The sequence below is a fragment of the Nostoc sp. genome, assembly GCF_036917535.1.
In the GTDB taxonomy this organism is placed as follows: domain Bacteria; phylum Cyanobacteriota; class Cyanobacteriia; order Cyanobacteriales; family Nostocaceae; genus Nostoc.
The window spans coordinates 1-12,110 of the sequence record NZ_JBALDA010000007.1; the positions used below are offsets into that span (position 1 = coordinate 1).

Consider the following 12,110-nt stretch of genomic DNA (forward strand, 5'->3'; position numbering starts at 1 on the left):
TAAAGTTGTGAGCAATTCTGGTGTTTTGCCGCCCTGGCTGGTTTTAGATCCACTCTTGCGTGGCTGGTTGGTGGAGGATATTGGTCGAGGCGATCATACTACAAATACGCTACTAGTAGAAAATGTGACGCTAGGCTCTGCGAAATGGATAGCTAAAGCTTCAGGAATAATTACTGGCTTACCAGTTGCAGCTAGAGTATTTCAAATATTAAATGAAAAGGTTAGCTTTGTGACGGTTGTGCCCGAAGGTGCATGGTGTGAGTCGGGACAGGTCGTAGCTGAAATTCATGGTTCGCTGGATGCGCTGCTGATGGGGGAAAGAGTTGCGCTCAACTTGGCTATGCGGTTGAGTGGGATTGCGACGCTGACTAATATATATGTGGAGAAAATTGCTGATTTACCTGCTCAGTTGGTGGATACGCGTAAAACTACACCAGGGCTGAGACTGTTGGAAAAGTACGCAACTGCTTTGGGTGGGGCGATTAATCACCGCATGGGGTTGGATGATGCAGTGATGATTAAGGATAATCACATTGCGGCGGCTATGGGAATTGGAGAAGCTGTTACTCGTATTCGTTCTCAGATTCCTTATCCCTTGACTATAGAGGTAGAGACCGAAAGTTTAGAGCAGGTAAAAGAAGCTTTGAAGCACAAAGCTGACATTATTATGTTGGACAATATGCCTTTGGATATGATGCGTCAGGCGGTGCAATTGATTCGCCAGCAAGATAGCCGGGTGAAAATTGAAGCTTCGGGGAATGTGACTTTAGAAACCATTCGCAGTGTTGCAGAGACGGATGTGGATTATATTTCTAGCAGTGCGCCAATTACTCAGTCAAAATGGTTGGATTTGAGTATGAGGATTATACATTAATTGTCAAAATGCCAGTAAAACTCTATAAGCGCATAGAAAAATATATGTAATGCAAAAAATTTTACTTAAAGGAAAAAATCAAATGAAAGACGATTAGTTGACAAGTCCCAGAAAATAACGATCGCCTCAAATAACAGGTTTACTAATTTTCAGTCCCATAATTACTAAGTCCCGTTCAACGCTGTCAATTTCGGCAATTTTAGGCAAATGTCCCCAACGTTGAAAACCAAATGTTTCAAAAAGTTTTAAACTGGGCTGATTGTGAGCAAAAATAAAGCATACTAAGCTCTTTATACCCAAACTAGGACTTTCACTAATTGCTTGTGCTAAGAGTTGCCGTCCCAAGCCACACCGATGAAAGCTAGGGGCCATGTAAATACTAATTTCCGCAGTTTTATTATAGGCGGGTCGCCCATAAAAGGATTGGAAACTAAGCCATCCAGCAATTACTCCGTCTACTTCAATTACCCAAAGTGGGCGTTGTGAAGGCGATCGCCCCCTAAACCAAGCAAGGCGACTTTCCACGGATACTGGTTCTAAGTCAGCGGTTGCCATGCGGCTAGGAATTGCAGCATTGTAAATTGCCACAATAGCAGGCAAGTCAGTTTCAGTCGCATGGCGAATAGTCATTGCTACTGGGTCAAAAAAATCTTCAGATAATATTCAAAAATAATACTGTGTTAACACTAGCAATTTTATGATTTCTATCGTAATTGTCACAAATACTTTGCCAGGTAATAGCCTCCTACCTTACATAAGATAATGGCTAACTCTACTAGCAAGTGTGCGGTGCACCACTACAAAAGACACCACAATTGCTATAACTGGAGGGAAATTACAACGCACTACCTACAGTATTTTGTGTAACGGAGAAATTTTATAACTGCTTACTTTTTAATTCTAAGTTTTTATTCCTAACGCATCATTCAGTATTCATCCTAAATAAATAGATTATTTTACTATATCAGAAAAACTCAAGTTTTTTCTGAAGTTTTATAACATACTAATTTTGTCAAATTGAGATAATTTAAATTTTTAATTCAATAAATATAAAAGTTTTTAACTTTATTCATTTAAAATTCTGTATTATAAAATACGAAACCAAATATCTTTATAGCATATTTATAAATAATTTCATTAGGACTGGATAGACATATAATCTATGCTTGTATATAACAATAAGTTGTATTTTTTAGCCATATTTATAATAGATAATTTTAAATTTGTATTAATTATTACAATTGCCATTGTATCTAGCTAAAGATAGAGGTGAGCACCATGTATTTGTATTTAGAATTAATTTAAGCATAAACTTATATGCACGAATATTATAATTAGAATTTTATGTCTATTAATTGTTTTAAAATTAATAATAAAGTAAAGCAAGATATTAGTCTTTCAAATATTGTTGAAGTAGCGCTTTTTATAGATCAAATTAAAAGTAGTATTTGGCTTTTTGGTATTCCATCTTGGCTTTTCGGAATAACCGATAGAAGCATAGCTGCATTTGCTGATGGTTATTTATCTCCTCTAGAAATATTTCAGCTATTTACAGCTTCTTTCTTTTTTATGAGTTGGCTATATCTAAAGCCAGAAGAAAGCTTCAATAGCAATGATTTAGGCCCCAGCCAATATCAAGAATATCTCGATCGGACTCAAGCTAACAAGCTTCAAGTAAAAAAGCTCCACATGATTAGTCAGGAGTATATTTTACCGTTTCCTTATATTTGCCAAATTTATCATCTATTGAACTTAAAACATTTAGAAACAGTTCATAACTTTAGCCTTAATAACCTAAAAATTTTTCAAATTAGCCACTTTCAGCCCACAAACAATGGTGGAATAATCAAATTCCAAACAATATTAGACTCGCCAGCTAATCCTTTGAGGATTTGGCGACAACCTATTGTAGAGGTAGATTTAATATTACATACCCCCTACACTGTTGAACTAAGTATTCCAGTCTACAATAACAAAAGGATAATTGTTATATTTCATGCTTTCCCGTTAAATGACTTAGAACATCATTTCTTTATAGATATTTATAGTGACCTAGAGTGGCCAAAGCCATTCTTACAAATAATCTTGCATTTTGCTTCTTGTTTGACTCTATTTGAAGATTTACCATATTTAAGAGCTTTAGGTGAAAAAAATATAGGGCGTTTATTCAACCTAAGTAGGACTTCAAATCACGAGACTGCATTGTTGTTTAAAAGATTTGTTGAGCTATATGGTTCGAGTGGAGAAGCAACTAAATTACTTGAGGGAAGAGAAGAGAGTTAGGAATTTTAAACTCATTAGGACTTACGCACACTCTACGAATTCTTGGCGTTCTTGGCGTCTTTGCAGTTCAACAAATCAAGCTTTTGGGCGATTTTTGCGTAAGTCCTACTCATAACTCCTGATAGTTAAGCGCGTGCTAGTAACGGAGCAGCAGCTAGTAAAGTTTTGGTATAAGGGTGCTGAGGATTAGCAAAAATCTTTTTTGTAAGACCGAGTTCGACAATTTTACCGCCATTCATTACGGCAATGCGATCGCACAAAAATCGAGCTAACCAAAGGTCATGAGTGATGAATAGATAAGTCAACTCAAACTCTTCCTTTAATTGCAACATCAAATCTAGCACTTGCGACTGCACGCTGGCGTCTAACATACTCACGGGTTCATCACAAATTAAGAGTTTAGGATAAGTAATCAAAGCACGAGCGATCGCTACTCGTTGCTGTTGTCCACCAGACAAATCCGACGGGTAACGCTCATAATACACTTCTGGCGGTGTTAAGCCAACTTTACTTAGCATCCACAAAACCTGTTCTTTTGCCTTAGCAGGATTGGCTAAATTGTGGATAAATAAAGGATCTGCAATACTTTGTCCCACTGTCATCGCTGGATTGAGACAAGCATGAGGGTCTTGAAAAACCATTTGTATTTGTCGCCGCGAGGAACGAATTTCTTGACGCGACAGTTTAGTCAAATCCTGTCCTAAAAACTCAACTTTGCCACTAGTGGGACGAACTAGTTGCAATATTGTTCGTGAGAGTGTGCTTTTACCACAACCTGATTCCCCGACTAAGCCGAGAATTTCTCCTGAATAAAGATCCAAGTTGATCCCATCTACTGCTTTAATAGTCTGCGCTTGTGTGTTAAGCAGTCGTTCGATAAAGTTAGGTTCTATGGTGTAGTGTTGCTTAAGTTCTGTAACGCTCAAAATTGGAGATTGCTGCTTCATAATCGGTAATTGCTTTTCTGGGTCATTGGCAATTATCAATTCTCCACTATCAGTTACTGCTTGAATGTGTAAAGCTGCTTTTAAGAGCGATCGCGTGTATTCATGTTGAGGTTGCCTAAATACAGTTTCTGTAGAACCCATTTCCACTATCTTACCGTTGTACATCACGCCAATGCGATCGCAATACTCAGCCACCATTGCTAAATCGTGAGAAATCAGCAGCAATCCCATGTTTTCTTCACCGCACAGGCGAGTTAATTCTTGCAATATCTGCGCGGAGACAGTGACATCTAAACTGGTGGTGGGTTCGTCAGCAACAATAAACTTGGGGTTGAGGAGTAAAGCTAAAGCGATCGCTACCCGTTGGCGCATTCCGCCGCTAAACTCATGAGGATACTGATTCCAACGATTAATCGGAATATTCACCTTTGCCAAAGTAGCAAGTGCTTTTTCTTTGGCTTCTCGCGGTGATAATTGTGGTGAGTGCGCCTGGAGGGTTTCGATACAATGCTTACCAATGGTCATCAACGGATCAAGGCGTGTCATGGGATCTTGAAAAATTAAGGCGATCGCCTCCCCCCGAAATTTACGCAGGCGTTTAGGTGTTAATTCAAACACTGACTGTCCTTGAAACGTCACCCGTCCCTCAATACGGCTAGAGGCTGGTAGTAAACGCATTACTGCCCGTCCGATAGTTGATTTACCACAACCTGACTCTCCCACCAATCCCATTCTTTCACCTGGTTGCAACGTGAAAGATACATCATCAACCGCCCAGCTTGCTTCTTCTCCACTCCGCCCAGGATAGGCAACTCGCAGATTTTCGATACAGAATAAGGCTTTACTCATAGTTAGTTATCAGCCCTGAGCTACCAGTTTTTATAATTTCAAATTTAGGATAGTCTATCAAATTAAGTCTTAGACCTGTTTTATAAAACTTGCCCAAACCTAGCCAAACTTGATTTAGTGTACCCGTAGCGATCGCGTTCAGGAGGCAGGAGTAACCTATGTTTAAAAGCATTGGACTTAGTTTGTATCTCACGGCACTTGATGCTCGTACCAGATCTTCTTTTTAAACAGGATAATGACCCACAACTAAAGTAATCAATAGTAATCAATCATAATTCTTTCCTCCTGCCTCCTGCCTCCTCTTAATTGGAGACAGGTATCGATATTCTTGATAACCACTGCTAAAGTTGATACAGCACACAACTATGATGTTATAAGTGCAAAATTTAAATCTGTAGGAACTAGAATCAAAATCAAGTCAGTAAATCAGGATTTTCAAGTTAATATTATGGAGCAAAATCAGCCAGAACAGAGGCGCGCTGCCGATCAAGTGTTTCAAGAATCCCTCGAACAGTTGGAGGATATCTTACAAGAAAGTTCGACTGAGGAAGAAGAGATCCCCCAATTGCATACTAGTAATTTTACTGAAGTCGAACTCGATCGAGACTTGACAGATATTGATTTAGCAGCTCTTGAGGACGCAGTTGCTGATATTGAACAATATCTTGAAGAAATAACAAAAACCCAATTGGGGTAAAAAGTTAAAATTTATTACTGACAAATTAGTTGCCGTTGAGCTTCGTACAACATTAAAGCGGCTGTGATCGCCACATTCAAAGATTCCACCCCAGGACTCAAAGGAATTTTGACTTGCCGATCTGCGATCGCTGCTAAATTTGCCGATAATCCAGCACCTTCATTTCCCAGTAAAATCATACTGGGTTTTCGCCAGTCTACTTCCCAGTAAGTTAAAGTCGCACTGGGTAAGGTTGCCACTACCTGCATTCCTGCCTGCTGACTTTGTTGGACTGTCGCTTTTAAATCTTCGGTTACGGCTGTTGCTAGGCGAAACCATTGCCCTGCGGAAGCACGTAGAACTTTAGGGCTATCTAAATCTACACTATCTCGACTGACCCATAACCCTGACGCTCCGACGGCAGCGGCAGTGCGGATCGTTGTACCCAAGTTGCCGGGATCTTGTATCGTCTCTAAAGCTAGCACTAAACCAGTAAATGGTAGTTGAGTTTGGCGTTGGCTTCGTTTTGCTGTTGCTACTACACCATCCGGTTGGACTGTGGTAGCGATCGCATCCAAAACTTCTTGACTGACAATTTCGGCGCGATCGCATCGGCTACAAGCTTCCTCCCACAGCGAAGAGTGAGCTACTTGCCATTCTGGGGTACAACACACTGTTTCTAGTGGGTAATTGACCGCACAAGCTTCTTCTAACAGGTGTGTTCCTTCCAGTAAAAATAACTGCTGCTTGTGCCGCTCTTTGGTAGAGTGCAGCTTGCGAATTTGTTTGACAAGAGAATTTTGTAAACTGGTCAACATCAAAAACTTAGGAATTAGAAATTAATAGTTAGGAGTTAATTTAGTTATCTTTTAACTAATAACTCTTGACTTGTAACTCCTAACTTAGATAGTATGCGGAACCCGGGACTTGAACCCGGAAGCCTTGCGGCACTAGAACCTGAATCTAGCGCGTCTGCCAATTCCGCCAGTTCCGCTGGCATTTTTGCTTATCGACAATTTCTTATTATTACGTTATGTTTTACCTTTGTCAAGTAAAAGCATAACGCCTCGTTAAAAGTCTCTAACTGTAAACGAGTTTTTTAGGCACGAGGTCGAATCAAAATATTAACTGAAAACTATAGCAGTGATTTTTAGAGAACACTTAAGTTATTTTACTGAGTATTTATTTTTGCTTAAAACTACTACTTATTCATTCTTTTTTTTAAATTTTTTAAAAAGCTCAAAAACCCTGCTATTGCTTCTTCTCAGCCCGGATTTTTCACTCAAAAAACAATTTTTTTATACAAAACACTGCTTTAAAACGTGGACATTTTGAATCTTTACTGTAGAATCAAAACCAACTTCAAACATATAAAATACGTATTACTTTTGGAGGTAGGCTTATTAATCCTTCTACCAGCTTACCAGATGCCAAAATTGCTCCAGAAGCAGACTCCTCAGTCTTGCAAATTTGGGGTGGGCATCCTTTGCGGGGTCATGTGAAAATTAGCGGGGCAAAAAATTCAGCACTGGTAATCATGGCTGGAGCCTTGCTGTGTCCGGGTGATTGTCGTATCCGTAATGTCCCTTTGTTAGCGGACGTAGAGCGGATGGGTCAGGTGTTATCAGCTTTGGGTGTGCAATTAACCCGACAAGGCGACATTTTAGACATCAATGCCAGCGAGATTAAAACATCAAAAGCTCCCTACGAATTAGTTACCCAGTTGAGAGCGAGTTTTTTCGCCATTGGAGCCATTCTGGCAAGACTAGGAGTAGCACAGATGCCTTTACCAGGCGGTTGTGCGATTGGGGCAAGACCAGTTGACTTGCATGTTCGAGGACTGCAAGCAATGGGAGCAGAAGTACAAATTGAGCATGGCATTTGTAATGCCTATGTTCCTGGCAGTAGTCGGAGATTAAAAGGTGCGAAGATTTACTTAGACATTGCCAGCGTTGGAGCGACGGAAAACTTGATGATGGCGGCTACTCTGGCAGAGGGTGAAACGATCATCGAAAATGCTGCTAGAGAACCGGAAGTAGTCGATCTAGCTAACTTCTGTAACGCGATGGGAGCGAAGATTCAGGGCGCAGGGACTAGCAGGATTATTATCAAAGGAGTCCCCAAGTTGCATTCTGTTGACTACAGCATTATTCCCGATCGCATTGAGGCTGGGACGTTTTTGCTGGCAGCAGCAATTACCCGCTCAGAACTTATTCTCTCGCCAGTGGCTCCAGAACATCTCATCCCAGTAATTGCCAAGCTGCGGGATATTGGAGTAACAATAATTGATGAAAAGCCTGACCAATTACGCATTCTGCCAGCGGAAACCCTTAAGGCAACGGATATTGAAACTCAATACCATCCAGGTTTTCCCACAGATATGCAAGCGCCATTCATGGCTTTGCTGGCAGTGGCAGAAGGTGACAGCGTAATTAACGAATCCGTCTTTGAAAATCGCTTGCGTCATGCCTCAGAGTTGAATCGTTTGGGGGCAGATATTCGTGTCAAAGGCAATGCTGCTTTCGTTCGGGGAGTACCAAAATTATCTGGCGCACCAGTATTAGGTACAGACTTACGAGCATCGGCAGCATTAGTTATCGCCGGACTAGCGGCAGAAGGACAAACCACAATTCAGGGTTTACAGCACCTTGATCGCGGCTATGATCGACTTGATATGAAGTTGCAGCAATTAGGGGCTAAAATCCTCCGTGTGGGCGAAACATCAACAGATGCAGAAATCGCTCCCAGCATCAGTAGCCTGTCAAGTTGAAATTGATCGGTTGAGACTGATGCTGGGATAAGAGGAACAAGGGAGACAAGGTAAAATATTCTCCCTTGTCTTTCTTTATCTCTCCCATCTACACCTTGCAATCTGCGGAATTATCCTGATAGATAGAGGCTTTTAAGCTTTGCTCATGTCTTTTTTTGATGAATATTCTGGAAAAATCTGTGTTGGCTGTTACAATATTGTTAAGAAAAGTTGCCCGTTGCATCTTGGGAACGTGCAATTGGGTTTTAACTCTCTTGAGAAGACAACACAAGAACATTTTTTAGACCGGCTGTGGGAGGCTGGTCTTTTTGTATTTAAAGTCTTCATACATTATATTTATTGCTTTGGGTATAATACTCATACTGTTTTATTAATTACTTTTGTTGATTTGTAATACATTGGTTATTCAGTTACCAAATCGCCTCAAGGCTTAAAATAAGGCAAAGTTGATAATTAACGCATCCATAGAAAAATTTAAACTTGAATATTCCCATAAAATTTAATATATAAGCGATCGCGCTCCCACATTTCCAAAGCGATCGCTGATTGTATGATGGCATTGTGGGCGATCGCCTTACAGAAACCTTAAAAACAAAGCGTAGACGCATAGTAGCTTATCGTCATACATCGCTGTGGAAAAGTAGTACGTTAGCGTAACTTACCGTAAGTATCGCTGTGTATATTTGACTTAAAGATAAAAAATTATAACAGTGAGTATCAAACCCCTATTTGTTAGAATATTTTTTATTACTAAAGAGAGAGAAGTTATCTGGTGGACTCTACATTTAACTGGAAGCTGGAACAGACTTTACTAGAAAAAGTCATAAATCTGGCTAGTGAACGAGGGCAATCTCCTGAATCAATTATCAGCGAAGCTGTTAGGCTATATCTTGAAACCCAATTGCTAGAAACAGTTGATAATGCTGTGTCTGACCCATTAATTGGCTTATTTGCAGGAACACCTGATTTAGCTACAAAGTCGGAAGATATTCTCCAACAAGAGATTACTGAAAAATCTGGTTGGACGTGGAAATAACCTTAGCAGTAGCTGATACGGGTTTTGTTGTAGCATTGTTGAACCGTTCGGATGCAATGCACAGTATTGCTGCAATAGTATATACACAACAAAAACAAATTCTGTTACCACAAACAGTATTGGCAGAATTAGCTTATTTGGTAGGACGTAATGCAGGTGTAGCTATAGTTGTAGCTTTTTTGCAAGGACTATCTGCGAGTCGATTTAGTTTAGTAGCTTTAACAGACCAAGATGTAATTCGTGTGGCGGAAATCTTGAATGAGTATGCAGATAGTCGGATTGATTTTGTAGATGCAAGCGTTATGGCTATAGCTGAACGCTATGGTATTAAAAAAATATTCACCTTAGATCAGCGAGATTTCAGATTATATCGACCTCAGCACTGCGATAGCTTTGAAATTTTGCCCTAAAGAAAAATAGTTAACAAAAGAGCGATCGCCTTGCATAAAACCTCAAAAATAAAGCGATCGCCTGTTGTCCAAGAGTGAGCGATCGCACTTCATGTTGTCATCAATTAGGCAGATATTAAACGCTGGCTCAATTCAAGAATTGAACGAGCTAGTTCTTGAGCAGTTTCAATCCATTTCTGCATTTATACTAAAAGTTCTACAGCTTTTACCTGCTCTACAACAGGCTTAGGTAAAGGCATTAATTTAACATCAGGGTCATCAATATCTACTCCATGTGCGCTGCTGTATTCTCGTTGAATCTGTGCAGTTTCTTCTTCTGTCATTTTGTCAGCTGCAATTAAGTATGCAATCAGCTTTCCTCCTAAATTCTGTGCTTGTTGTGCCCTAGCCATTGTTCCTCCTGGAGTAACAAGCACATTTTTCCAAACAGATAAAGACATAGCCCAGTCAATTTGATCAGCCCGTCGCACAGCTTCTTCAAGGCTTATACGATTCTTACGTGTTGCTGCGATCAGACCTTTAAATAAAGCAATCTGTGCAGCTGCCTTAAATAGTAGTGAGTATGGGTGGTCATCCTTACGCATTTCTGGAATTTTGCTGCTGTCAGAGAGTGCTTTCTGGTAAGCCTGTAACCCCTCAAGCACTTTATTCCAGAACTTTTCAACATATTCATAATATTGTTCCAGTTCATCTTCTGAAGGGCGAGAGGTAGTATCATTGGGCACACCGTTATCACTAAGAATAAGCTTTACTGTTTCGTAGACAACACTTATAGTTGTCAACTTCGTGCTACGAACTGCAATAGTATTGTTCTTCCACTCAACGATTACATCACTACTACCTTTGACCCTTACACCTAGGGGAGCACCATCACTTAGTAATTTCCGCGCAATGATAGCGCTACGATCATCTTCACTGGTGATAATATTGTCACCGCGACTAGTTGGTCTAGCATAGCGGTTAACTTTATTGAAGATACGCCGCGTTTTTTCATTGCTTTCGTGAGCGAGAAAAATGACGCAAACATCATCGTTTGGTACTTGCTCACGGTACTCTCCTATTACTTCGCCTTTCACCACTTTTTCAAGAGCTAGAAGGCGATGTTGACCATCGAGCATAATCAGAGCGCCACCCTCAATAGTAATGACACCTATATTATCTGCCACGGATTGGTAAACGTGCGGGGCTTCTTCACTGACCCATTTTTTGATGCTCTCAAAATAAATCTGTCCCTTATAAACAAGCACAATCATGGAACCGAAGAAACGATCCTTCGCTTCAGCAATGTAAGGAGCAATTTGTTCTTGAATTCTTTTAAGGTCAGGTTCCCTTTGCAATCGATCCTCAATGCTCATTGTTGTCCATTCATCGAGTTCGTTTGCTGCACGTACTCCTTGCACTAGGTCACGAGCCTTTATCGTTGCTTGATAAAAGTTGGTGTCACCCATTCGTCCTTTTATACCGGCGATGACTAAAGCCATTAACTACCTCCAACCAAAATGTATTATGTTTGTACAAACATAGCACATTTTAAATTAATTATTTTAATAAATACACGGTATTCAACTAAACAGTACCGTGTAAAAGCTAAACTGTTTTTCAAAAATAGTTTAGCTTTTCATTTTGACTGTAACTGTATGAGGAAAACTTAGTACTTCTTTTATAAGAATGTCTGGAATTATACTATTTGCGTTGATAATCCATTCTTGGATTTGAGTCTCATCCATGTTTTTAAATGAAATAAACTGCTCTATGCCCATACGTGTTTTTATTCTGATAGCTAGACCTACTAAGTATTCTTTTGATATTGTTAGTGTTGCTTCCATATTTTTGAATTTTGAATTTGGTATATACATTACCAAACCAAAAGAGCAATGTCAACTTTTTTATTAAATGCCAAAAAATTATGTAAATATCTGGCTTTTCACACTCAGTCATCAAGCTTCCAGAATGATGGACTTTTCCATAGAATATCTTCGATGTTTCTATCTGAATTAATGAAAACATCTAAATACAAATCAAAATTAGGGATTAAGAAGCCTTCTAAACAATTTGTTTTATAGAAAGCAAAATATAGATGTAAATCTATTATCACCTTTTTTAAAAAGCTAAAATAAACCTATTCTTTATTCCTTTTTTAATTTAAAAATGTATGATTACTAAATTTTCACAAAAAATAATATGTATTATTAATTAACTTTTTAGACAAACTTTCTAAGCATTCAATAAAATATATGGCAAAAACTTAACTTAATTATTTTTTTG

The 12,110-nt window shown here is 39.4% G+C and carries 11 protein-coding genes and 1 tRNA gene; 6 read left to right on the forward strand and 6 right to left on the reverse strand.

Annotated features, from left to right (window positions below; genetic code table 11):
• Positions 1 to 7: 7 nt before the first annotated feature.
• On the forward strand, positions 8 to 874 hold the full coding sequence (gene nadC / locus V7K56_RS01775) for a carboxylating nicotinate-nucleotide diphosphorylase (protein WP_334907126.1): 867 nt from the start codon (positions 8 to 10) through the stop codon (positions 872 to 874).
• A gap of 126 nt (positions 875 to 1,000) precedes the next feature.
• Here the strand turns inward: nadC and V7K56_RS01780 are convergent, their stop codons facing one another.
• Positions 1,001 to 1,504, reverse strand: coding sequence for a GNAT family N-acetyltransferase (locus V7K56_RS01780; protein WP_334907019.1), 504 nt, complete (start codon positions 1,502 to 1,504; stop codon positions 1,001 to 1,003).
• 714 nt (positions 1,505 to 2,218) lie between these two features.
• Here V7K56_RS01780 and V7K56_RS01785 point away from each other — a divergent pair.
• Complete coding sequence (locus tag V7K56_RS01785) at positions 2,219 to 3,157, forward strand: hypothetical protein (RefSeq protein WP_334907021.1); 939 nt, start codon at positions 2,219 to 2,221, stop codon at positions 3,155 to 3,157.
• 125 nt (positions 3,158 to 3,282) lie between these two features.
• Here V7K56_RS01785 and V7K56_RS01790 read toward each other — a convergent pair whose 3' ends face one another.
• A complete protein-coding gene (locus tag V7K56_RS01790) occupies positions 3,283 to 4,953 on the reverse strand; it encodes an ABC transporter ATP-binding protein (RefSeq protein WP_334907023.1) in 1,671 nt (556 codons plus the stop codon).
• A 328-nt stretch (positions 4,954 to 5,281) separates the two neighbouring features.
• Between V7K56_RS01790 and V7K56_RS01795 the strand changes: the two genes are divergently transcribed.
• Complete coding sequence (locus tag V7K56_RS01795) at positions 5,282 to 5,650, forward strand: hypothetical protein (protein ID WP_334907025.1); 369 nt, start codon at positions 5,282 to 5,284, stop codon at positions 5,648 to 5,650.
• Positions 5,651 to 5,664: 14 nt separating this feature from the next.
• Here the strand turns inward: V7K56_RS01795 and V7K56_RS01800 are convergent, their stop codons facing one another.
• Together V7K56_RS01800 and V7K56_RS01805 are read right to left on the reverse strand one after the other, a co-directional pair.
• A complete protein-coding gene (locus V7K56_RS01800) occupies positions 5,665 to 6,447 on the reverse strand; it encodes a TrmH family RNA methyltransferase (protein ID WP_334907027.1) in 783 nt (260 codons plus the stop codon).
• Between the two features lie 94 nt (positions 6,448 to 6,541).
• Positions 6,542 to 6,623: transfer RNA gene (locus tag V7K56_RS01805), tRNA-Leu, on the reverse strand.
• Positions 6,624 to 7,031: 408 nt separating this feature from the next.
• On the opposite strand from V7K56_RS01805, the gene murA reads away from it, so the two are divergent.
• The 3 genes from murA (at position 7,032) to V7K56_RS01820 (ending at position 9,845) form a co-directional block, all read left to right on the forward strand.
• Positions 7,032 to 8,399: a UDP-N-acetylglucosamine 1-carboxyvinyltransferase gene (murA, locus tag V7K56_RS01810; RefSeq protein WP_334907128.1), complete on the forward strand. Its 1,368-nt coding sequence runs from the start codon at positions 7,032 to 7,034 to the stop codon at positions 8,397 to 8,399.
• Between the two features lie 772 nt (positions 8,400 to 9,171).
• A complete protein-coding gene (locus V7K56_RS01815) occupies positions 9,172 to 9,435 on the forward strand; it encodes a hypothetical protein (RefSeq protein ID WP_334907029.1) in 264 nt (87 codons plus the stop codon).
• The gene (locus V7K56_RS01820; protein WP_334907031.1) at positions 9,426 to 9,845 is read left to right on the forward strand and encodes a type II toxin-antitoxin system VapC family toxin; all 420 of its coding nucleotides are present in this window, start codon (positions 9,426 to 9,428) and stop codon (positions 9,843 to 9,845) included. Before V7K56_RS01815 ends, V7K56_RS01820 begins: the two co-directional genes overlap by 10 nt.
• Positions 9,846 to 10,027: 182 nt before the next feature.
• On the opposite strand, the gene V7K56_RS01825 is transcribed toward V7K56_RS01820, so the two are convergent.
• Together V7K56_RS01825 and V7K56_RS01830 are read right to left on the reverse strand one after the other, a co-directional pair.
• Positions 10,028 to 11,326, reverse strand: coding sequence for a DNA sulfur modification protein DndB (locus tag V7K56_RS01825; protein ID WP_334907033.1), 1,299 nt, complete (start codon positions 11,324 to 11,326; stop codon positions 10,028 to 10,030).
• Between the two features lie 129 nt (positions 11,327 to 11,455).
• Positions 11,456 to 11,671 carry a hypothetical protein gene (locus tag V7K56_RS01830; RefSeq protein WP_334907035.1) on the reverse strand — a complete coding sequence of 72 codons (216 nt, stop codon included), beginning with the start codon at positions 11,669 to 11,671 and terminating at the stop codon, positions 11,456 to 11,458.
• Positions 11,672 to 12,110 lie beyond the last annotated feature (439 nt).